Annotated in this window: 17 protein-coding genes; 12 read left to right on the top strand and 5 right to left on the bottom strand. The window is 64.3% G+C overall.

Translation table 11 applies throughout. The features are described from left to right. Nucleotides 1-31: 31 nt before the first annotated feature. Nucleotides 32-895, bottom strand: a complete 864-nt coding sequence (locus tag ACPJXG_RS22565; protein WP_425252394.1) for an outer envelope protein — start codon at nt 893-895, stop codon at nt 32-34. Nucleotides 896-1,284: 389 nt separating this feature from the next. On the opposite strand from ACPJXG_RS22565, the gene ACPJXG_RS22560 reads away from it, so the two are divergent. From ACPJXG_RS22560 to ACPJXG_RS22535, 6 genes are all read left to right on the top strand, one after another. Beyond that, nucleotides 1,285-2,799, top strand: coding sequence for an ABC transporter ATP-binding protein (locus ACPJXG_RS22560; protein ID WP_425252393.1), 1,515 nt, complete (start codon nt 1,285-1,287; stop codon nt 2,797-2,799). Next, nucleotides 2,792-3,868, top strand: a complete 1,077-nt coding sequence (locus ACPJXG_RS22555) for an ABC transporter permease (protein ID WP_425252392.1) — start codon at nt 2,792-2,794, stop codon at nt 3,866-3,868. The genes ACPJXG_RS22560 and ACPJXG_RS22555 overlap by 8 nt, the downstream gene beginning before the upstream one ends. Continuing rightward, nucleotides 3,861-4,790, top strand: a complete 930-nt coding sequence (locus ACPJXG_RS22550; RefSeq protein WP_425252391.1) for an ABC transporter permease — start codon at nt 3,861-3,863, stop codon at nt 4,788-4,790. The genes ACPJXG_RS22555 and ACPJXG_RS22550 overlap by 8 nt, the downstream gene beginning before the upstream one ends. Before the next feature lie 21 nt (nt 4,791-4,811). Next, nucleotides 4,812-5,888, top strand: coding sequence for a BMP family ABC transporter substrate-binding protein (locus ACPJXG_RS22545; protein WP_176389382.1), 1,077 nt, complete (start codon nt 4,812-4,814; stop codon nt 5,886-5,888). A gap of 121 nt (nt 5,889-6,009) precedes the next feature. Beyond that, nucleotides 6,010-6,846, top strand: a complete 837-nt coding sequence (locus tag ACPJXG_RS22540; RefSeq protein WP_099379493.1) for an HDOD domain-containing protein — start codon at nt 6,010-6,012, stop codon at nt 6,844-6,846. A gap of 137 nt (nt 6,847-6,983) precedes the next feature. Next, nucleotides 6,984-8,600: a M28 family peptidase gene (locus tag ACPJXG_RS22535; protein ID WP_425252390.1), complete on the top strand. Its 1,617-nt coding sequence runs from the start codon at nt 6,984-6,986 to the stop codon at nt 8,598-8,600. A gap of 176 nt (nt 8,601-8,776) precedes the next feature. Here the strand turns inward: ACPJXG_RS22535 and ACPJXG_RS22530 are convergent, their stop codons facing one another. Both ACPJXG_RS22530 and ACPJXG_RS22525 read right to left on the bottom strand, forming a co-directional pair. Next, nucleotides 8,777-9,991, bottom strand: a complete 1,215-nt coding sequence (locus ACPJXG_RS22530) for an MFS transporter (RefSeq protein ID WP_425252389.1) — start codon at nt 9,989-9,991, stop codon at nt 8,777-8,779. Between the two features lie 147 nt (nt 9,992-10,138). Further along, entirely contained in the window at nt 10,139-11,137 is a 999-nt protein-coding gene (locus tag ACPJXG_RS22525; protein ID WP_176389385.1) for an LLM class flavin-dependent oxidoreductase, read from the bottom strand. A gap of 260 nt (nt 11,138-11,397) precedes the next feature. Between ACPJXG_RS22525 and galT the strand changes: the two genes are divergently transcribed. From galT to ACPJXG_RS22500, 5 genes are all read left to right on the top strand, one after another. Continuing rightward, on the top strand, nt 11,398-12,501 hold the full coding sequence (gene galT, locus ACPJXG_RS22520) for a galactose-1-phosphate uridylyltransferase (RefSeq protein WP_425252388.1): 1,104 nt from the start codon (nt 11,398-11,400) through the stop codon (nt 12,499-12,501). Continuing rightward, nucleotides 12,498-13,613 carry a M24 family metallopeptidase gene (locus tag ACPJXG_RS22515; protein ID WP_425252387.1) on the top strand — a complete coding sequence of 372 codons (1,116 nt, stop codon included), beginning with the start codon at nt 12,498-12,500 and terminating at the stop codon, nt 13,611-13,613. Before galT ends, ACPJXG_RS22515 begins: the two co-directional genes overlap by 4 nt. Then, on the top strand, nt 13,610-14,677 hold the full coding sequence (galK, locus tag ACPJXG_RS22510) for a galactokinase (RefSeq protein ID WP_425252386.1): 1,068 nt from the start codon (nt 13,610-13,612) through the stop codon (nt 14,675-14,677). The genes ACPJXG_RS22515 and galK overlap by 4 nt, the downstream gene beginning before the upstream one ends. Nucleotides 14,678-14,854: 177 nt before the next feature. Then, nucleotides 14,855-16,594, top strand: coding sequence for a glycoside hydrolase family 2 protein (locus ACPJXG_RS22505; RefSeq protein ID WP_425254780.1), 1,740 nt, complete (start codon nt 14,855-14,857; stop codon nt 16,592-16,594). 53 nt (nt 16,595-16,647) lie between these two features. Then, a complete protein-coding gene (locus tag ACPJXG_RS22500) occupies nt 16,648-20,478 on the top strand; it encodes an NAD(P)-binding protein (protein ID WP_425252385.1) in 3,831 nt (1,276 codons plus the stop codon). A 395-nt stretch (nt 20,479-20,873) separates the two neighbouring features. Here the strand turns inward: ACPJXG_RS22500 and ACPJXG_RS22495 are convergent, their stop codons facing one another. Beyond that, the gene (locus ACPJXG_RS22495) at nt 20,874-21,374 is read right to left on the bottom strand and encodes a hypothetical protein (RefSeq protein WP_425252384.1); all 501 of its coding nucleotides are present in this window, start codon (nt 21,372-21,374) and stop codon (nt 20,874-20,876) included. 445 nt (nt 21,375-21,819) lie between these two features. Between ACPJXG_RS22495 and ACPJXG_RS22490 the strand changes: the two genes are divergently transcribed. Then, complete coding sequence (locus ACPJXG_RS22490; RefSeq protein WP_099400830.1) at nt 21,820-22,119, top strand: hypothetical protein; 300 nt, start codon at nt 21,820-21,822, stop codon at nt 22,117-22,119. On the opposite strand, the gene ACPJXG_RS22485 is transcribed toward ACPJXG_RS22490, so the two are convergent. Next, nucleotides 22,120-22,533, bottom strand: coding sequence for a VanZ family protein (locus tag ACPJXG_RS22485; protein ID WP_035825329.1), 414 nt, complete (start codon nt 22,531-22,533; stop codon nt 22,120-22,122). Nucleotides 22,534-23,063: the final 530 nt, after the last annotated feature.

Raw genomic sequence — 23,063 nt, 5'->3', positions numbered from 1 at the left:
GACCGTGAGTGTTGATGCGTAACAATGAATTTTAGAAATGGTACTCCGCGCGTATCATCGGCGTCTTTGCCGTCTGCCCCACGTTGCCCGTGGTGGCGGGCGAGTTGCCGAACTTGTTCTTCCAGTACTGGTATTCCAGGCCCACGCGGAAGGTGTTCTTGGCGCTGCCCAGGGCCGCGCCCACGTCGAACATCACCTGCATGTCGATGTTCGTTTCCACCGCCGTCTTGCGGCCCACTTCATCCTTGCCTTTTGAATCGATGAGGTTAAAGAATCCTTCGAACGAGAACAGCGGCGACAGCGGGATGCCCCAGGCGCCCGTCAGCATGGCGTGCGTTTTATACGTGTAGCGGCCCGTCACTTGCGAGATGGGCGGGAACGCGCCGCTGGGGGCATTGCTTTCGCGCAGTAACAGCAGGCTGGTGTTGAAGAAACCGGGCACGTCCCACATCAGGGTTGGGCCGGCCACCAGCATGCGCTTGCGTGAATTGTAGCCGACGTCATTTTTCGTGTTGACGTCGAAACCGAGGGTGACGCCGACGCCGCGCACGGGGCCGAACTGGATATCGCTGCCGCGCACCTTGCCGATGTCGATGGTGTTGCGGTACACCAGGTACGCTTCCTGCGCGCCGGACGTCTTGCCCAGCGCGCCGGGGTCCTTGCTGTCGGACATGAGGAAATCGAGGTTGACGAAATTGCTGCCGTATTTGTAGCCGCTGGCGTGCGTGATGGCGAAGATGTTTTTCTTGATGTCGTCCGGATTGAACGGCTCGCGGTAATCATTGCCGGCGCGCCAGCTCAGCGCGGTATCGCTCCATTCGGCAGCCTGGGCGGTTGCGCCCACGCCGAGGGTGGTAGTGAGGCAGAGCAACAGACACGGTATGGTTTTTGGCACTTTCGGCTCCTGATGGCGGTGTGGGGAAACGGGAAATGAAATAGCAGGGGGCGTAGCCCGCATGAAGCGCTGCGATGGGGATAATTACGCGCCGTTCAATCCATGATGCGAGAAGCACCGCGTTGGGCGATATGTCTTGTCTGCATACTTACTATCATTTCTTGCATATAATCATCGCACCTTCTCGCCCTTGCGGGGCAAGGCGGCCGCTGTAAAGCTGATAATTTTTTTCAAAATTGTATACAGGTGTTGTTTTTTTGAGGAAATAGAAATGCGCGCCGCCGCGTCATCCCCCAAGCATCGCGGATGCCGATACGATAGAGACAAGAGCTTGAATTTCTCCACCGGCGGCGATGCCGGCGACCCTGCAGCGAGGCACGAAAAAAACAATGACGGCACGCCTGGAATTACTCGATATCAGCAAGCGCTATCCGGCCGTGGTGGCCAATGACGGCATCTGTCTCACCGTCGCGCCCGGACAAATCCACGCAGTACTCGGCGAAAACGGCGCCGGCAAATCGACCCTGATGAAAATCATCTACGGCGCCGTGCAGCCCGATGGCGGCCGCATTCTGTGGAATGGCCGCGAAGTCGAGATCGCCAACCCGTCGGCCGCGCGCGCGCTGGGCATCGCCATGGTGTTCCAGCACTTTTCCCTGTTCGACACCTTGACCGTGACGGAAAACATCGCCCTCGGTTTGCCCGCCGGCACCAACATGGCGGAGCTGGCGCAGCGCATCGAAGCAACGGCGCGCCAGTACGGCCTGGACCTGGAACCGCAGCGCCACGTGCACACCTTGTCCGTCGGAGAATGCCAGCGCGTGGAAATCGTGCGCGCCTTGCTGGCCAAGCCGCAACTGCTGATTCTCGATGAGCCGACGTCCGTGCTGACGCCGGGTGCCGTGGAAAAACTGTTTACGACCTTGCGCCAGCTGGCGGCCGAAGGCTGCAGCATCCTGTACATCAGCCACAAGCTCGACGAGATCCGCGCCCTGTGCCATACGTGCACGGTGGTGCGCGCCGGCAAGAACGCGGGGGTATGCGACCCCACTCAGGAATCAGCGGCCAGCCTGTCGCGCATGATGATCGGCGCCGAGCCGCCCGCCGTCACGCGCGTGGCGCGCACGCCCGGTGCGGCCATGCTGAGCGTCAAGAATTTGAACTTGCCGAAGAGCCACCCGTTCGCCACACAATTGATCGATATCCATTTCGACGTGCGTGCGTGCGAGATCGTCGGCATCGCGGGCGTGTCCGGCAATGGCCAGCAGGAATTGCTGGCGGCCCTGTCGGGTGAAGACATGCGCGCGGCCGCCGCCAGCATCGTGCTCAATGGCACGCCAGCGGGCCGACTGCCGCCGGGAAGGCGGCGCGCGCTGGGCTTCGGCTTCGTGCCGGAAGAAAGGCTGGGACGCGGCGCCGTGCCCGACATGGGGCTGGCCGACAACGTGTTATTGAGCTTGCAGACACCGGCCACCATCCGCCACGGCTTCGTGCGCCATAACGTCATCGCGCAGCGGGCGGCCGCCATCATCGCCCGCTTCCAGGTGAAGGCGGGCGGGCCGCAGGCGCTGGCGCGCAGCCTGTCGGGCGGCAATTTGCAGAAATACATAGTCGGCCGCGAAGTCATGCGTGAACCCACGGTGCTGGTGGTGGCGCAGCCGACCTGGGGCGTGGACGTGGGCGCGGCCGCGCAAATCCGCGCCGAATTGCTGGCGCTGCGCGATGCCGGTTGCGCGCTGCTGGTCGTGTCGGAAGAGCTCGATGAATTGTTCGATATCAGCGACCGTTTGCTGGTGATGGCGAAGGGAAAAATCTCGCCATCGCTCGACGTGGCCGAGGCCAGCGTGGCGCAGGTGGGGCAATGGATGAGCGGGCTGTGGCCGCAGGAGGCAGTCCATGGCTAAGTTTGCCTTGCGCCTGGAAGCCCGGCCGACTCCGTCGCGCCTGATGTCGTGGCTGTCGCCCGTGCTGGCCGTGCTGCTGACCGTGCTGTGCGGCGCGCTGCTATTTCTTGCGCTGGGACACGATCCGCTGGCCGGTCTCGCTGTCTTCTTTGTCGAACCCTTGCGCGACGCGCACGGCTGGTCCGAGCTGGGCCTTAAAGTCGCGCCTTTGTTGTTGATTGCCGTGGGCCTGGCCATCTGCTTTCGCGCCAACATCTACAACATCGGCGCGGAAGGGCAGCTGACCCTGGGCGCCATCTGCGGCGGCGCGGCCGCGCTATACCTCGATGACGGCGTCGGTGGCGCGGCCATCATCGGCGTGTCCCTGCTGGCCGGCATGGCGGGCGGCATGGCGTGGGCGGGCCTGGTGGCGTGGCTGCGCGACCGCTACAACGCCAGCGAAATCCTCGTCTCGCTGATGCTCGTCTACATCGCCCAATTGCTGCTCAGCTATCTCGTATACGGCGTGCTGCGTGACCCGGAAGGGTTTAATTTTCCGCAATCGAAACTGCTGTCGGACGGCTTGCTGTTGCCGATGGTCATCAGCGATACGCGCTTGCACGTGGGCATCGTGTTTGCTTTGCTGGCCTCGCTGGGCGGCTGGCTGTACCTGTCCAGAAGCATTGCCGGCTTCCGCCTGCGCGTGGGCGGCATGGCGCCGGCCGCCGCGCGGTATGCGGGCTTTTCCTCACGCAAGACTTTATGGTCGTCCTTGCTGATTTGCGGCGCCCTGTCCGGCCTGGCGGGCGCCTGCGAAGTGCTGGGGCCGATGGGGCAGTTGACGCCCACGGTCTCGCCCGGCTACGGCTTTGCCGCCATCATCGTCGCTTTCGTCGGACGCTTGCATCCGGTGGGCGTGATTTTTTCCAGCTTCGTCATGGCCCTGTTTTATATCGGCGGCGAACTGGCGCAGTCGCGCCTCGGTCTGCCCAGCGCCATCACGGGCGTGTTCCAGGGCATCTTGCTGTTCGCCTTGCTCGCTTGCGACGTGCTGATTCAATACAAATTGCGCTGGAGAAAACATGGATAACCTGCTGCTGACCATCGCACCGCTGGTCGCCGCCAGCATCAATGCGGGCACGCCGCTGATGCTGGCCGCCCTCGGTTTGTTGGTGAATGAAAAGGCGGGCGTGGTCAACCTGGGCGCGGAAGGCATGATGCTGGTCTCGGCCATCACGGGTTTTGCCGTGGCCGTCAACACGGGCAGCGCCACCTTGGGCTTTCTCGCGGGGGCGGGCGCCAGCATGGTGCTGTCCGGCTTCTTTGCCTGGCTGACCGTGTGGCTGGGCACGAACCAGTACGCGACGGGCCTGGCTTTATCTCTGTTCGGCGCCGGCGCGTCCACGTATATCGGCTTGAAGTACGTGGGCAACAGCTTGCAGAATGGCCGCTTCGGCATCCCTTTATTGGAAGACATACCCGTGCTGGGGCCGGCCCTGTTCCGCCAGCATCCGATGGTGTATCTGTCCTTGCTGCTGTGCGTCGCCATCGCCTGGTTTCTGTACCGCACGCGGGCGGGACTCGTGCTGCGCGCCGTGGGCGAATCTCCCGCGTCCGCGCATGCGCTCGGCTATCCCGTGCGCCGCATCCGCCTGGCGGCCGTGCTGTTCGGCGGCGCCTGCTGCGGCCTGGCCGGCGCGTTTTTATCGCTCGTGTACACGCCGCTGTGGGTCGAGGGCATGGTGGCGGGACGGGGATGGATCGCGCTGGCGCTGACCACCTTTGCCACCTGGCGTCCGGCGCGCGTGGTGGGCGGCGCCTACCTGTTTGGCGGCATCACGATTCTGACGTTCCACGCGCAGGCGCTGGGCGTGCCGATTGCATCGCAACTGCTGTCGATGCTGCCCTACCTGGCGGCCATCGTCGTGCTGGTGCTGATCTCCAGCAATGCCAATTACATCAAGCTCAACATGCCCGCTTCGCTGGGGAAAAATTTCAATCCCGGAAATTAATCACTGACCACAAGGAAAACCATGTCCAAGAAATTGTTGTGCGCCGCCGTTTGCAGTGCGATTTTGATGCCCGCCATGGCCGCCGCGCCCGCCGCCGCGCCGCTGAATGTCGGTTTTGTTTACATTAGCCCCATCGGCGACGCGGGCTGGACCACCCAGCATGACCAGGCGCGCAAGGAAATGGAAAAGGCGCTGGGCAGCAAGATCACCACCAAGTACGTGGAAAACGTGCCGGAAAGCGCGGATGCGGAACGGGTCATCCGCGACCTGGCGCAAACGGGCAGCAAGCTGGTCATCACGACCTCGTTCGGCTACATGAATCCCACCTTGAAAGTGGCGAAACAATTTCCTAATGTGAAGTTCATTCATTTGACGGGCTACAAGACGGCCGTCAACGTGGCCAACACGAATGCCCGTTTCTACGAGGGCCGCTACCTGGCCGGCGTGTTGGCAGGCAAGATGAGCAAGACGCATGTGGCCGGCTACGTGGCGGCATTCCCCATCCCGGAAGTGTTGCAGGGCGTTAACGCCTTTACGCGCGGCATGCGCAGCGTCGACCCCAAGGCGGAAGTCAAAGTGGTGTGGGTCAATAGCTGGTTCGATCCGGGCAAGGAGCGCGACGCGGCCATCACCCTGATCGGCCAGGGCGCCGACGTGGTCACCCATCACACGGACTCGACCGCCGTGGTGCAGGCGGCCGAGGAAAAGGGCAAGTATGCGATCGCCTACCATTCGGACATGAAAAAGTACGGTCCGAAGGCGCAGCTGGCCGCCGTCACCCACCATTGGGGCGACTACTATACGAAGCAGGCGCAAGCCGTGCTGGACGGCACGTGGAAAACCAGCAGCACCTGGGGCGGCATCAAGGATGGCATGGTCAAGCTGGAAGGCATCAACGCCGCCGTGCCGGCCGACGTGAAACAGTTTGTATTGGCGCGCGAGAAAGACTTGGTTGCTGGCAAGCTCAATCCGTTCAGCGCGCCGATCAAGGATAACGACGGCAAGGTGCGCCTGGACAAAGGCGTGCTGGACGATGCGGCGCTGACGAAAATGGATTATTTTGTCGAAGGCGTGGCAGGGAAAGTTTCCGGAAAGTAATAGGTTTGAGTTTGAACTTGCTGTAATATTGCCGGAAACGGGAGCCAGGCCGGGGATACATGCGCATTCCCGGCCCATCCACACAGCAGAGCCTGAACAGGCCCGTACCGGAGATTGACCCATGGATAGACTGGAAGTATTCAAGATTATCGCGTTGCAAGCGAGCAAGGGCGAGCTGACGTTCCCCGCCAACGTCAAGGCCACCTTGAAGCTGCAGGAAGCGCTGGACGACCCCGATTGCCATATCGAAGCGGCCGCCCGCATGGTCATGGCCGAGCCGCTGTTGTCGGCCCGGGTCGTGGCCTTGGCCAACTCGGCCGCCTACAACCGTTCCGGCAATGAAATCGCCAATGTGCGCGCGGCCGTCTCGCGCCTGGGTTTTGCCACCCTGAAATCGATGGTGGCGTCCGTCATCGTGCGCCAGCTGGGCAGCCAGATTACCGACCCGCAATTGCGCGCCAAGGCGGCCAAGCTGTGGGAACACACGGCCCACGTGGCCGCGCTGAGCCAGGTGATTGCGCGCAAAGTCACGCACGTGGACGTGGAAACGGCCATGTTCGCCGCCATCGTGCACGAAGTGGGCGGCTTTTATCTGCTGTCGCGCGCCGAGGAATATCCGGGCTTGCTCGACGACAATACCGAAGACTGGATCGAATACGGCGAAAAGCTGATCGGCCGCGGCGTGCTGCGCCAGTTGCAAGTGCCGGACATGGTCTTGCAAGCCGTGGAAGGCATGTGGCACGGCGGCAGCCCGTTCCCGCCCCGCACCTTGGGCGCGACCCTGGTGCTGGCCAACGATCTGTCGCCCGTCGGTTCGCCTTTGCACCCGCCGGAAAGCGCCGCGCGGCGCCAGGCGGCGGCGAAGATCGACTTCGGCATCGGCGGCAGCACCTTGCACACGATACTCGAGGAATCGGCCGAAGAGATCGAATCCCTGGCGGCCGCACTGCTGGTCTGAACGTTCTTCCTGAAAAATCCCCGCCCTTGCTGCGGGGATTTTTTTCGTCCGCATTTTGATCCATCTTTCTCCATGGCATACAATCGCCGGCTCGGCCATCCGCCGGACCGCTTTCCTCCTCTTACCCAAAGGATATTATGCAGAAGCTGTTTTCTTCCCTCGCCTTGACTGCGCTGGCGTTTTCCGCCCAGGCCGCGACCGGCTCGCCCATCGTGCAGGAAGCGCCTTTGCGCGCCCACCTGGCCTTCCTGTCCAACGATTTGCTGGAAGGCCGCGGCACGGGCCAACGGGGCGCCGACCTGACGGTGGCCTACCTGGAAACCCAGGCGCAGATGGCCGGTTTGCGTCCCGTGCGCGGCAACAGCTACCGCCAGAGCGTGCAGATCGCCGGCGTGAAATCCTTGCCGCAAGATAGCAGCCTGCAGGCCGTGGCGGGTGGTGGCAAGGCCGTGCCGCTGGCGTTCGGTCCGGACTGGGTCTGGGCCACGGGCGACTCCGTTGGCGCCCACACCTTCGACGCGCCGCTCGTCTTCGTCGGCTACGGCATCACGGCGCCGGAAGAAGGCTGGAACGATTTCAAGGGTGTCGATGTCAAAAACAAGATCGTCGTCATGATGGTCAACGACCCGCAGCCGACCGCTGCCGAACCAAACCGTTTCGCCGGCAAGGCGCTGACTTATTACGGCCGCTGGACCTACAAATTCGAGGAAGCCAAACGCCAGGGCGCGGCCGGCGTCTTGCTGATTCACACGAAACCGTCGGCCTCGTACGACTGGAGCGTGGTGCAGAACAGCTGGAGCGGCAGCGAGCGCTTTCAACTGGCTGACCGCACTGCCGGCACCCCGCTGCAGGGCTGGATCGCGGAAGACGCGGCACGCCGCCTGTTCGCGGCGGGTGGGCAGGACCTGGACGCCTTGCGCGCGCAAGCGGAAAGCAAGGACTTCAAGGCCGTCGCCTTGAATGCCAAGCTGAGCGGCGAAATGAAGTCGGCCGTGCGCAAGGTGGAGCAGTTCAATATCGCCGGCATGGTGCCGGGCACGGATCCGACACTGAAAGAGGAAGCCGTCATCTACAGCGGCCACTGGGATCATCTGGGCAAGCAGGGTGACACTGGCGACACGATCTACAACGGCGCCGTCGACAATGCCTCGGGCACGGCCGGCTTGCTGGCCATGGCGCAGGAAGCCGTGAAAAAACCGGCGAAGCGCACGCAGATTTTTCTGTGGGTGGCGGCCGAGGAGCAGGGTTTATTAGGTAGCGCCGCCTACGCGGCCGATCCGCTGTGGCCCCTGAACAAGACGGCTGCCGCGCTGAACCTCGATAGCCTGAACTTTGTCGGCGCCACGCACGACATCGGCGCGCAAGGCAGCGAGCGCACGGAACTGGGCGCCATGGCGGCGGCAACCGCCAAAGCCATGGGCATGCACATCGCGCAAGCGCGTCCCGACCTGGCCGGCGGCTATTTCCGCAGCGACCATTTCAGCTTTGCCAAGGCGGGCGTGCCCGCGTTTTCCATCAATGGCGGACGCGAGTACATCAAGGACGTGGCAGCATCGAAAGCCAAGGCGGCCGCCTACGGTCCCCGCTACCATCAGGTGACCGATGAGTACGACGCCAGCTGGGATCTGTCCGGCATGACGCAGCAGGCGCAATTTACGCTGAACCTGGGTCTAGCCGTGGCGAACGCGGCGAAGATGCCGGCCTGGAAGGCGGGCGATGCGTTTGGCAAGGCGCGCGAGCAGGCTGCAAAGTAAGGGGTGGTTTGTGCCAACAATGTTGGCGCGGCAGTGTCGGCTTACGCGCTGGCGCGCTAAGCCGACCTACGTGATTTGTTCCTATCAGCATCAGGCGTAGGTCGGATTAGCGCGGCGAAGCCGTGCGTAATCCGACAGTATTGTTGGCCCCATAGTGTTGGCGCCGCAGCGTTGGATCAGGCAGCCCGCTCCAGCCGCCGTTGCGTGTGCCGGTACTTGCTCCACACGATCAGCATCAACAGCGGCATGGCGCCGCCCACCATGCACAGGGCGGGCCAGCCGCCGGCGGCAAAGCTGGCGCTGGCCAGGGCCGAGCCAGCGGAGGCGCCGATGAAGCCGCCCGCGATGAAGACCGTGGTGACCCTTGCGCGCGCATGCGGCGCCAGTTTATAGATGATCGACTGGTGCGTCACTTGCAAGCCCATCACGCCCATGTCCAGCAGGACGATGCCGATCAGCAGCAGCACCAGCGAATGGGCGCCAAAGCCGATCAAGGCCCAGCCAGCGATCGAGGCGACGGCCAGCAGCCAGGTGGCTTGGCGCGCATAGCCGCGGTCGGCCATGCGGCCCGCCGTGTTGGCGGCAAACGCGCCCGTGGCGCCGGCCAGGCCAAACAGGCCGATCTGCATTTCCGAGTAGTGGTAGGGCGCGCCGCTGAGCAAGAAGGTCAGGCCCGTCCAGAACACGCTGAAGGTACCCAGGCCCAGGCCCGAGAACAGGGCGCGCTGGCGCAGCAACGGTTCCTGGCGGATGATGTCGGCCAGCGAGGCCAACAGCTTGCCATATTGCAGCTTGCCGCGTGGCGCTTCGTTTGGCAGGATGCGGCGCAGCATGACGAGCAGGGCCGCCACGACGATGGCGGCCAGCACGTAGACACTGCGCCAGCCTCCGCTGATCTGCGACACGGTGCCGGACACGGTACGCGCCAGCAAGATGCCCAACAACAAGCCCGTCATGACGGTGCCCACCATGCGGCCCCGGCTGTGATCCGGCGCGTACGAGGCCACCATGGCCGTGACGACCATCAAGGCGCTGGACGTGATCCCCATCAAGACGCTGGCGATGGCAAAGACGATGATGTTCTGGCTGGTGGCGGCCAGCAGCAGGGCGCCTATCTTGGCGATCAGCATCCACGTCAGCAGCTGACGGCGGTTCAGCACGTCGCTGAGCGGCACCAGAAACACGATGCCCAGCACATAGCCGATCTGCGTGGCCGTGACCAGGTAGCCGGCTTGCGGCACGCTGACGCCAAACGAGGCGGCCAGCATGGACGTGAGCGGCTGCACGTAATAGAGGCTGGCGACGAGCACGCCGGCGGACAGGGCGAACAACAGGATGCGGGTCGACGTCAGCAGGGCGCTGGCGTCGACATTCGATGGTGCGGATTTCATGCGGTTACAACTTTCTTGGAATGATGCTTTTGGATGGACATGATAGCGGGGCTGCGCATTTCTTGCCGGGCAGGCAAAAAAATCCCGGCGATCGTTGCCGACGGCCGGGAAAAGGGTATAGGGGGATATACCGAGGAGAGTTAAAACTTAAGCAGCGCGTGCCAGCTCCGCATGCACCTGCGCCGTGATTTCATACGAGCGCAGCCGGTGCTGGTGGTCGAAGATCTGCGACGTGATCATCAGTTCGTCGGCGCCCGTTTCGGCGATGAAGGCGGCCATCTTCGCCTTGACGGTGTCTGGCGCGCCGATGGCCGTGCAGGACAGGACGGAATCGAGCATGGCGCGTTCCTGCGGACCCAGTTGCTCGAGGTAGCCAGGCACGGGCGGTTGCAGACGCGACGGGCGGCCCGTGCGCAGGTTGACGAACGCTTGCTGCATCGACGTGGCGCGCAGGTGCGCCTCGGCATCCGTGTCGGCGGCAAAGACGTTAAAGCCCAGCATCACGTACGGTTTCGCCAATTGTTTGGACGGCTTGAAGTGTTCGCGGTAGTAGGCCACGGCCTGCATCATCATTTGTGGCGCGAAGTGCGAGGCGAAGGCGTACGGCAAGCCCAGGTGGGCGGCCAGCTGGGCGCCAAACAGGCTCGACCCGAGTATCCACACGGGCACTTTCGCGCCCTTGCCGGGCACGGCCAGCACGCGCTGGCGCGGCTCGTCGGACATATAGTCGATCAATTCCTGCACGTCCTGCGGGAACTGCTCCGCGTCCGATTGCAGGTCGCGGCGCAGGGCGCGCGCCGTCGTCTGGTCGGAGCCGGGCGCGCGGCCCAGGCCCAGGTCGATGCGGCCCGGATGCAGCGCTTCCAGGGTGCCGAACTGTTCCGCAATGACGAGCGGCGAGTGGTTCGGCAGCATCACGCCGCCGGCGCCCACGCGGATGGTTTTCGTGCCGGCCGCCACATGGGCGATGACGACGGCCGTGGCGGCGCTGGCGATGCCGGGCATGCCGTGGTGTTCGGCCAGCCAGTAGCGGTTATAGCCCCAGCGTTCGCCGTGCTGCGCCAGGTCGAGCGTGTTCTTGAACGACTGGCTGGCGTCGCTGCCTTCGGCGATGGGGGCCAGATCGAGTATGGAAAATGGAGTCATGGTAGCGATATCGGGACGTGGTTGAAAATCACAATGGACGATTTGTCTATCCCCTGACGACAATAGGGTCGGCCTTGAAAGCGGCAGGGATGACAGGCTGTGCACATGATAATGCGAATCGGGAATTTGCGTACTGATCGGTAAAAAACTCGTGCCGGCTGGGGCCGGTGCTGCTTGAACTGGTGAAATCGCCGCAAACTCTGGAACTTTCCTTGCCAGCCCCAGTCTTAAGAATTCATGTCTTAAGATTGCGAAACATCATGTACTGCAAGCAACTCGTCAAGCCCGATGGGCGCCAGCTGACTCTCTACAGCCGGCGTCCCATCGTCGTCGCTGGCCTTGCACCGAGTCCTTTCCCCCTGCCGCAGGAAGCCAATCCGCACTTGCGCTGGCACCCCTTGCGCGGCGAGTGGGTGGCGTACGCGGCCTATCGCCAGGGCCGCACCTTTCTCCCTCCGGCGCAGTACAACCCGCTGGCGCCCACGCGCGATCCCGCGCATCCGACGGAGTTGCCTGCCGGCGACTACGATATCGCCGTCTTCGACAACCGCTTTCCCACCCTGGCACTGCATGCCCATGACCCGCCCGCCTTGACGGTTGCCACGGCGCCCGCTGGCGGCCACTGCGAAGTGGTGGTGTTTGCCCAGCATGCCTGCGCCTCGCTGGGTACCTTGCCTGTCAGTCATATCGTCTTGCTGCTGCAAGCGTGGGCCGAACGCACGCAAGAGCTTGCCAAGCGGCCCGGCATCGCCTACGTGCTGCCGTTCGAAAACCGTGGCGCGGAAGTGGGCGTGACCTTGCACCATCCGCATGGCCAGATCTACGCCTATCCCTTTGTCCCGCCCGTGCCGGCCCGCATGCTGGCGCAGGAGCGCGCGTATTTTGCCGAGCATGGCCAGGCCTTGCTGGTGGACATGGCGCGGCGCGAAGCCGATGGCGGCGCGCGCCTGCTGTATCTGGGACCGGAAGCCATCGCTTTTGTTCCCGCCTGCGCCCGCTACCCGTATGAAGCGTGGGTGATGCCGCTGCGGCAGACGGACAGCTTTGCGGCCTTGTCGGCCGGGCAGCGCGAGGATCTGGCACGCGCGCTGAAAACCGTCTTGCTGAAATACGACGGCCTGTGGCAGCGCGAGATGCCCTATCTGATGGCCTGGTACCAGGCGCCGCCGGACGGGTGCGCGCATCCGGAAACGCAGCTGCATGCGCAGTTTTATCCACCGTACCGCACGCGTGAACGGCTCAAATACCTGGCCGGTACCGAGTTGGGTGCTGGCATGTATGCCATGGATGCCCTGCCCGAGGAGTCGGCGCGGCAGTTGCAGGACGTGCACGTGGCATGGAATATGGCAGAGGAAATCGCATGAATTGGAATGTTGAACTGGAAATTGCACATAAACTGGCGCAGATGCGCGGCTGGCTGGAACAGGAGCGGGCGGGCGCGCTGCGCCTGCGCGGCGTGGACTGGTTCGCCTGGGCCACGGCGGGCGCGTCGGGCAGCGCCTGCCAGACGGCCGAGTGCGGCTGTGCCGAGGTGCTCGTCACGCGCGACGCGGCCTACATCCTGACGGATGCGGCCGAGGCGCAGCGGCTGCGCCACGAAGAAGTGCGCGGCAGCTGGACCTGGCAAGTGACGCCGTGGATGCAGCCGCGGATGGCTGAATTGCGCGAGCATTTCGTGCAGCATGCGGCGGGCGGGCGGCCCGTGCTGTGCGACCGGCCTGGCCTGCATGAACGCAGCCTGCCCGTTGTGCTGCGCGAAGAGCGCTTGCCCTTGCTGGCCTCGGAACAGGTGCGCTACCGCGAAGTGGGGCGCCTGGCCGCCGCTGCCGCCAGCGAAGCGCTGCGCGCCGCGCGCCCGGACTGGAGCGAGCAGGAGCTGGCCGGCGCGTGCGCCCGCGCCCTGTGGTCGCGCGGCCTGCACGCCGTGTACGTGCTGGCGGCGGGCGCCGAGCGCTTCGTGCGCTACCGGCGCGCGCCGCCGGCCGCGTCGCCGCTGGGTGAACTGGCCGTGCTGGCGCTGTGCGCGCAGCGTTTCGGCCTGTGCGCCAGCCTGAGCCGCCAGCGCCGCTTCCGTCCCGTCCACCCCGCGCGCGACGGCATCGGCGAAGCGGACGCGGCCATCCTGGCGCTGGAAGCGGTGGCGCTCGATGCCTGCGAAGTGGGCCACGCGCTGAGCATGGTGTATCACGCGCTCGACAGCGCCTATGCGTATGCGGGCCAGCCCGATACGGTGCACGAATACCGGCAGGGCGGCATCGCCGGCTACCGCTCGCCCGAAGTGGCCGCCGGCGCGCACACGGAAATCACCCTGAAGGAGGGCATGGCCCTGGCCTTCCATCCGACCTTGCCCGACAGCATGGTGGAAGACACTTTCCTGCTCAGCGGCGGGCACCTGCACAACCTGACTTGCGACCCGGACTGGCCGGCCACATCCGTGCAGGGGCGGCTGCGTCCGCTGACCCTGGAGTTGCCATGATCACCCCCGAGGCGTATTTCGGCGCGAGCCCCGTGGTGGATGCCTCGGCGCCCGGCAGGGTCAACCTGCTGGGCGAGCATACGGACTACAACGATGGCTACATGCTGCCGTGCGCCACGCCGCAACGCACGCGGGTGAGGCTGGCGCTGGCCGCCGATGGACACCATCAGTTCTATTCGGCAACCCTTGATGAGCTCGTGCGTTTCGAGCACCAGTGCGCCGCGCCGCCCGGCTTCGGCCGCTACCTGGAAGGCTGCATCCGCCTGCTCGAGGAGCGCGGCGTGGCGGTGCCGGCCGTGCGCGCGCATATCGAATCGGACGTGCCGCCGGGCGCCGGCCTGTCGAGCAGCGCGGCGCTGGAAATCGCCATGCTGCGCGCGCTGCGCCAGTTGCTGGGGCTGTCGATTGACGACGTGTCGCTGGCGCTGATGGGGCAGCAGGCGGAAATCCGCTATGCGCAGGTCAATTGCGGCGTGATGGACCAGATGGCGTCCAGCCTGGCCGACGAGCGCCACATGCTGCTGCTCGATGCGCGTACCTTGCAGCATGAATTGCTCGACTTGCCTGGCGACAGCGAGGTGCTGGTCGTCGACAGCGGCATGGCGCGCACCTTGGCCGGCAGCAAGTACAACGAGCGGCGCGCCGAGTGCGAACAGGCGGCGCGCCTGCTGGGCGTGGCGGCGCTGCGCGACGTGCGCGAGCCGTCCATGGTGGAAGGCTTGCCCGAACCGTACCGCCGCCGCGCGCGCCATGTGGTCAGCGAAAACCTGCGCGTGCTGCAGGCGTGCGGCCAGCATGGTCCCGTGCTTTTCGGCCAGTTGATGACGCTGTCGCACGCCAGCCTGCGCGACGATTATGAAGTGTCGCTGCCGGCGCTCGATGCGCTGGTGGCCCTGCTGTCGGCGCAGTCCGCCGTGTACGGCGCGCGCCTGACGGGCGCCGGTTTTGGCGGGGCCTGCGTGGCCCTGTGCCGCAAGCACTGCGCCGCCAGCGCGGGGCGCGCGGTGGTACAGCGCTTTAAGGCTGCCGGACACAGCGCACGCATGGTGGTTCCCTTGGCATGAGCGTGGTTTGATCTTGCTCATGCGTTGCGGCGCAAGTCCCATACGCCGGAACTTGCTCCCTGCGGCAAGCATCCAACACGCATGCTCAATGACCATCTCTCCCCACCGAATACGCATGACGGCCAGGCTGAAACCGTCCTGCCGGGCGCGGGCGCCTTTGCCTATCCCCGGCCGCAGATGGTGCGCGAGAACTGGCAATCGCTGAACGGCGCCTGGCGCTTTACGTTTGACAATGAGCGGCGCTACCGCCTGCCCGACGGCGGCATCGGCTGGACGCACGAGATCATCGTGCCGTTTCCGCCGGAATCGCAGGCCAGCGGCGTGGGCGACCGAGGCTTTCACCGCGTCTGCTGGTACCAGCGCGACTTCCTGCTGCAGCCGGGCGGACCCTGCGTGCTGCTGCATTTCGGCGCCGTCGACTACCATGCCAAGGTGTGGCTGAACGGGCACGTGGTGGCCGACCATGAGGGCGGGCACACGCCGTTTGTCGCCAACATCAGCCATGCGTTGCTGCCCGACGGGCCGCAGGTGCTGACGGTGCGCGTCGAGGACGATCCGCACGACCTGGCCAAGCCGCGCGGCAAGCAGGACTGGCAGCTGCTGCCCCATTCCATCTGGTATCCGCGTACCACGGGCATCTGGCAAAGCGTGTGGATCGAGCGCGTGGCGGCCACCTACATCGGCAAACTGCGCTGGACACCCGTGTTCGAGGGCTACGAGATCGGCTGCGAAGTGTTCGCCATGGGCGACCTGCAGGATGACCTCACCGTGGCCGTGCGCATCTGGCATGGCAGCAACCTGCTGGCCGACGACCAGTACAAGCTGATTGAAAACGAAGCGAGCCGCAAGATCGCCCTGTCCGACCCCGGCATCGACGATTCGCGCAACGAACTGCTGTGGAGCCCCGAACGTCCCATTTTGCTCGATGCCGAAGTGACCTTGTGGCATGACGGCGAGCTGCTCGATACCGTCAAGTCGTACACGGCGCTACGCTCGGTGGCCATCAACCGCGACCGCTTCATGCTCAATGGCCGGCCGTATCCGCTGCGCCTCGTGCTCGACCAGGGCTACTGGCCAGACACCTTGCTGGCGGCGCCTTCCGACGATGCCTTGCGGCGCGACGTGGAACTGGCCAAGGCCCTGGGTTTCAACGGCGTGCGCAAACACCAGAAGATCGAGGATCCGCGCTACCTGTACTGGGCCGACCGCCTGGGCTTGCTCGTCTGGGAAGAAATGCCATCGACGTACCGCTTTTCCAGCAAGGCCATCACGCGCATGGTGCGCGAATGGACGGACGTGATCGAACGCGACTACAGCCATCCATGCATCCTCGTCTGGGTGCCGTTCAATGAGTCGTGGGGCGTGCCCAACCTGACGGCCATCCAGGCGCACCGCAACGCCGTCGAAGCGCTGTACCACCTGACGCGCACGCTCGACCCCACGCGCCCCGTGATCGGCAATGACGGCTGGGAAGCGTCGGCCACCGACATCCTCGGCATCCACGATTACGACTGCGATCCGGAACGGCTGCAGGCGCGCTATGCGATCAGCGACTCGGCCCGCACGACCCTGTTCGACCAGCGCCGTCCGGGCGGGCGCATCCTCACGCTCGACGGCTTCCCGCACCGGGGCCAGCCTATCGTCCTGACGGAGTTTGGTGGCATCGCCTTCGACCGGGAACAGGGCGAATCGGCGGAAACCTGGGGCTATGCGCGCGTGGGCAACGAGGCGGCCTTCCTCGATATTTACCGGCGCCTGATGACGGTCGTCAATACGGCGCAGATGTTCAGCGGCTTTTGCTACACGCAGTTCGCCGACACCTTCCAGGAAGCCAATGGCTTGCTGACGGCGGACCGAACGCCGAAGGCCGCGCTGGAACTGCTCAGCGCGGCCACCCGCAACATCCGGCTCAATTGAACGCAAGCCGGACCTGGCAAGTTTCATCTGGTTCAGATTTCAAAGGGGCAGGCATGGCCGATACCGATGGCGCGGCAGCGCCGTTCCTTACTTACTGGCAGGCCGGCTACGAAGGCGCCGACCACGTCACCCATGGCGGCCAGGCGCTGGACATGAACCGCGCCACGGGCCACCTGGACAGGGTGCGCGAAGACTACCTGCTGCTGCGCCAGTTCGGCATTCGCAGCGTGCGCGAAAGCATAGGCTGGCGCCTGGCCGAGCGCGATGGCCAGTTCGATTTCTCTTTCATCGAGGAGCGCGCCGCCGTGGCGCAGGAACTGGGCCTGCAGATCAACTGGACCTTCTGCCACTACGGCTGGCCGGCCGGGCTCGACCTGTTTTCACCCGACTTCGTGCCGCGCTTTGCCCGCTATTGCCGGGCGGCGGCGCAGTTCCTTGCGCCGTATGCGGGTAGCGCGCCCGTGTACTCACCCATCAATGAAATCTCGTTTACCAGCTGGGGCTTGTCGGTGCACATGTTCCAGTGCCTGAATATGTACCGGCCCGATGCGGGAGCGGAAGGAAAGCGGCAGCTGGTGCGCGGCAGCATCGCCGCCTGCGATGCGATCCGTGACGTCAGTCCGCAGGCGCGTTTCCTGCAATGCGATCCCCTGATCCACGTGACCGCGCCGCCCGGACGTACGGACTGGGTCGACCAGGCGGCCGCCTGGCGCGCCTCGCAGTTCGAAGCGTGGGACATGCTGTGCGGCCGGCAAGCGCCGGAACTGGGCGGCGCGCCGCGCTACCTGGACTTGATCGGCCTGAACTATTACCACAGCAACCAGTGGGAAAGCGGCAGCAATTTGCGCCTGTGGTGGCACCTGGGCGAACCGCGCCGCATGCCCCTGCACCAGTTGCTGCTGGAAGTACAGGCGCGCTACCAGCGGCCTTTGCTGCTGGCGGAAACGAGCCACGTGGGCAGCGGGCGCGGCGCCTGGATACGCGACGTGGCTGCCGAGGCGGCGCTGGCCGTCCAGCATGGCGCCGCGCTGCGCGGCATCTGTATTTATCCCGTCATCGACCGGCCCGACTGGGACGATGCCAGCCACTGGCACCGCAGCGGCCTGTGGGAGGTCGGCCTGGAAGGCGAGGGGGGCGAGCGGCTGCGGCGCATCCTTGTCCCCCCCTACACGGCGGCACTACGGCAGGCACAGCGCCTGACGGCACACCTTTGTTCAACGTTTGCCCCGGCGGGGCAGAAAGGAACTGGCATGCGAACCATCATCGTTTTTTCCCATTTGCGCTGGAATTTCGTGTATCAGCGTCCGCAACAGCTGCTGTCGCGGCTGGCGCAATTCTACCGCGTGGTCTTTGTCGAGGAGCCCGTCTGGGACGATGGAGCCAGCCGGCTGGAGCTGTCCACGCCGGCGCCGAACGTGACCGTGTGCCAGCCCCGCACGCCCGTGCAGGCACCTGGCTTTCACGATGACCAGCTGGCCGTGCTGCAGCCCCTGCTGAGCCAGATCACGCCTGCCGACGACCCCATCGTGTGGTTCTATACGCCGATGGCGCTGCCGCTGCTGCCGGCCCTGCACGCGGGGCTGGTCGTGTATGACTGCATGGATGAACTGGCCGCATTCAAGAATGCGCCGCGTCAGTTATTGCAGCGAGAAGCGGCCTTGCTGGCGCGCGCCGACCTGGTGTTTGCGGGCGGCCCCAGCCTGTTTGAGGCGAAGCGCACGCGCCACGCCAACGTCCATTGCTTCGCCAGCAGCGTCGACACCGTGCACTTCGAACAGGCGCTGGACCGCCACAATGGCCATCCCGCGCAGGCGGAGATTGGCCGGCCCAGGCTCGGCTATTACGGCGTGATCGACGAGCGTTTCGAGCCGGCCCTGGTGGCGGCGCTGGCCGACGCCCATCCCGACTGGCAAATCGTGCTGGTCGGCCCCATCCTCAAGATCGACCCGGCCAGCCTGCCGCAGCGCCAGAATATTCATTACCTGGGCCAGCAACCGTACCAGGCCCTGCCGCACTTCCTGGCCGGCTGGGACGTGTGCCTGCTGCCGTTTGCCAGCAATGAGGCGACCCGCTTCATCAGTCCCACCAAGGTGCTCGAATACATGGCGGCGCAACTGCCCATCGTCAGCACGCCGATCGCCGATGTGGCCGTGCCGTATGGCGACATCGTGGCCATCGCCGACACGCCGGCAGCCTTTGTCGCCGCCTGCGAGGCGGCGCTGGCCGCGACACCGGAACAGCGCGCGGCCATGGCTGCCCGCATGCGCGCCATTGTCGACGCCACCTCCTGGGATGCCACGGTGGAGCAGATGCGCAACTTGCTCGACACGACGCCGCCGGGGCAGGGCGCCCGCCAGGCCGTGTCCGCCGCCGGCACGACACAGGCCGCCGCACCGGGCACCGGCGCCGATGTCAATTTGCTGCATCCCCCCGGTGCGCCGCAAGCCGTGGCCTGCGCCATCATCGGCGCCGGTCCGACGGGCCTGAGCGCCGCCTATCACCTGGGCGCCGATACTTTGCTGCTGGAAAAAAATGCCGCCGTGGGCGGCTGGTGCCGCTCCATCCATGACCGCGGTTTTACCTTCGATCACGCGGGTCACATCATGTTTTCCAACGATGACTATGTGCTCGACATGTACCGCACCTTGCTGGGGACCAATCTGCACTGGCAAAACCGCGAAGCCTGGGTCTACAGCAAGCAGGTCTACACGCGTTATCCTTTCCAAGGGGCGCTGTACGGCTTGCCGCCAGCCGTCATCAAGGAGTGCATCGTTGGCGCCATCGAGGCGCGCTACGGCAAGGCGCCGGTGGCCCCGGGCCAGGCAGCGGCCTGCGCCGTTGAGGATTGCTGCGCCGACGGCGGCACGGGGCTGGAACAGCTGCACGATGCCGTGGCGGCGCCGGGCCAAGCCCCAGGCCAGACCGCGCCCAATTTCGAGCAATTCATCCATCAGGTGTGGGGCAGCGGCATCGCCCGCCATTTTGCGATTCCCTACAACAAGAAATTGTGGACCGTGCCCCTGGCCGAGATGGAAACGTCGTGGCTGGGCGGGCGTGTTCCCTTGCCGAACCTGCAAGAAATCATCGAGGGCGCGCTCGAACCGGTGGCCAGGCCGATGGGCCCGAATGCGCGCTTCGGCTACCCCCTGCGCGGCGGTTTCCAGGCCTTGATGTCGGGCTTCCTGCCGCACCTGCAAGGCAAGCTGGAACTCAATGCCGATGTGGTGCAGGTCTTGCCACGGCAGCACGTGATCGTGCTGGGCGACGGCCGCCGCTTCCGCTACCAGCACTTGCTCAGCACCATGCCCTTGCCGCAGCTGGTGCGCCTGATCGGCGAGCAGGCGCCGCCGCAGGTACAGGCGGCGGCGCGCGCCTTGCGGCATATTTCCGTGCGCTGCGTCAACCTGGGCGTGGCGCGTGAAAACATCAGCGAGAAACACTGGATCTACTATCCGGAAGAGACGATATTCCACCGTATTTTCCTGCAAGGGAATGCCAGCCCCCACTGCAACGCGCCGGGCGGTTTCGGCCTGACGTGCGAGATCAGTTATTCGCCTTGGAAACCGTTGCCGCTCGATGGACAGGCCCTGATCGACCGTTGCGTGGCCGATTGCATCGCGGTGGGCTTGCTGCGCGACGATGACCGCCTGCTGGCCGCCAACCAAGTGGACATGCCGTACGCCTATGTGGTGTACGACCACGCGCGGGCCGCCAATGTGGCGCTGGTGAAGGCATGGTTATCGACGCAGGATATCGTGCTGGCGGGACGCTATAGCGAATGGGAATACTACAATTCCGACCATGCCTTCCTGGCCGGGAAAAAAGCGGCGGAACTGATCGCCGGGCTGGCGGCAAGCCAGCGCAAGGTGGGTATGGTGGAGTAGGCGCTAGCGCCGGGAGCACGGGAATGGCGCTCCCGGCGCGGATTCAGCAAGGACGTCTGCAAGAGGCAAACGAGGCAGGAGGCAGCCAAGACGCAACATGAGAGGAGGCAGGGCGCTGCCGAAGATCATGCCAGGTGAAACGATGGCAAGGAAAAGATAAAGCAAAAGATGGCAAGAAAAGTAAAGCAAAGCATGGCAGCAGGGAAAAGGCCAGGCAAGGCAAGGCAAGGCAAGGCATGATGTCTGTCTTGTCGAGGCATGATGCCTGTCCCGTCCCGCCTTGCCACACCTCGCATGCCTGACTGCGATCGATGTGCCTGACCGCTGGCGCTCAGCGCCCCGAATGCCAGCGGCCAGGCGGGATCGGCGCATGCCGCGCTGATCCCCGGATATCGTTAATAGCGCTGCAGCAAGCCGTTGACCACCTTGACCCGATCGCCGATCTGGTAGCCTGGCTGGGAGTTTTGCATGAGGGTGCGCGTGCTGCCGTCGTCCAGGCGCAGGGTGACCCGGTACTGCATGTTGCCCGAGGTGGTGCCCGCTGTGCCGGAGCTGCCCGACTGCATGTCGCCGCTGCCCTGATCCATGCCACGTGGCACCGGCTCGATCGATTGCACCGTGGCGGAGGCGATGCTGACGCCGGACTGGCTGCCGTCCATGCTCATGGCGTTGTTGGCCGCGGAGGTACGCGTGTCGGCGCTGCCGGTGCTGGTGTCGTTCATGGTGCTGCCGGTGATGCCGGTGTTGGTCGCTGCGTTGCCCGTCGCGGTCGTATTGCTGTAGCTTTCACCACTGCGGCCGTTCATGCTGCTCATGCCGGTGCTGTTCGGATTTGAACTGCAGGCGGCCAGCGTACACAGCAGGCCGGCCAGCGCCATGGTTTTTTTTGCTCTCATCTTGTTCTCCTCTTGGTCTGACAAAGTGTTAACCCGGTTTCCAGGGTGTGGCGGAGGTCAGCGTCAATGGCGCATGCCAGGCACGCCAAGCATGGCCGCAACTACTGCTAAGTAATCCTCAGGAAAATATTGTCAATTTATGACGAACAGAACCGGATGCTATGCAAGGCCCCAGTTGCGCCGCAGTGCGAGCACTGCCAGCAGCTGGCAAGCCTCGTCGGCCACCTTGCAGAGCGCCGGTTATGGAAGTCAGAAATCACAATAATTTAATGGGGGTTACTTGGTAAGAGAGCAGGGCGGGAAAGATGTTCGATCCTTGTTATTTCACATTGAGGTACATCAAGCGCTTCAATTGTAGAGCTTGGTATAAAAGACATTCTTGTGCAGGGCGAGCACGGAGTTCGCGCTTTCCCCTTGTTCCCCGTTGCTTACTTCAGGAGAATAAATGTCTGCCGATTCCCATAGCGTCAAGCTGATCAATGAGCTGGTGATTGCGGTGTACGGTGCCCCGGGCGCTGCGAACGGCGCGCGCGCCCGTTATGCGCTGACCCAGGCCCTGCATGCCTTGACGAGGCTGTCACGGTCGGAGCAGTTGATGGAGATGCAGCGCGATGCGGCGCGTGCAGCGGGAGCGGCCAGCCGGCGGGAAATGCGCACGGCCTTGCGCCGTATCGCCAGCCGGGCGGCAGCCGGCCAGGGGCAGCTGTCGCTGGCGCTGGGTGCCGGCGATGGCGGTGCGCCGTGATCAGCCCCGCTGTTTCTTCAGCGCGGCGGCGGCCATGGCAGGCCAGAAAAAGTACAGTGGCAGTACCACGGCCGTCGCGGCAGTGATATCGACCACCCAGTCGCTGACGGCGCCACGGCGGTAAGGCAGGAAACTCTGGATGAATTCGTCCAGCGCGCCCATGGCCGCCACCATCAGGACCGACAGCAACGCGCGGCGCGCCATGCCGCCGGCCGTGCCGCTGAACAGGATCAGAGCCAGCACGCCATAGCCGACGGAATGCAGCACGCCGCCCGACGCATATTGGCCCACGTCCGCGCGCACACCGGGAATGTCGCCGATCAGGATCACCAAGGCATAGAGCACCAGCGCCGTGCGGTAGCGCAGGCGTTCGTAGCGGTCGGCAAAACACAGTTCGGGCAAGGGTGCAGGCATGAGGTGTCAGGACAGGTGGAAAGGCCGTCACAATATCATGGGCAGGGCGGGCTACCGTGTTTTTGCGCAAGAGCTTGCCGTGCGGGCAAAAAAAGGCCCGCGGGGACGCGGGCCAAAAACCCAAATGAAATGGGTCAAGAGTTGAGAGTTGCTCGGTACTCAGCATGTCGCGCGCCTTGCCAGCGCCCGCCACGGTCATGAAAGGGAGTGGTGTGCCATCGCGGCACACCTGTCTGTAGTCAGGCATATCGGTTGCCTGTACAGCAGATGAGGCAAGTATAGGGGGCGAAGATGACGGGCTGATGACACGCCGCAACATTTTTTTGCGGTAGCCAGAAGGAGCGGGAAGATTGTGCATCATGGCAAGAATGGCCATGTTTCAGGAAGGACAGCGAAAAAAAAGCCCGCTGGTGAAAGCGGGCTTAAAACTATTTTCTTGGAGGAGAATAGTGGAGACAGGTGCATTATGCTGCGTCGCACGATATGTGTCTAATGGTCTTTTCAGATAACCATTATTCTTTTTTGATATA

This window comes from Janthinobacterium sp. NFX145, assembly GCF_049810325.1.
Taxonomy (GTDB): domain Bacteria; phylum Pseudomonadota; class Gammaproteobacteria; order Burkholderiales; family Burkholderiaceae_D; genus Janthinobacterium; species Janthinobacterium rivuli.
Note: the sequence above shows the minus strand (reverse complement) of the source record. Positions and strands in the feature narration are given on the sequence as shown.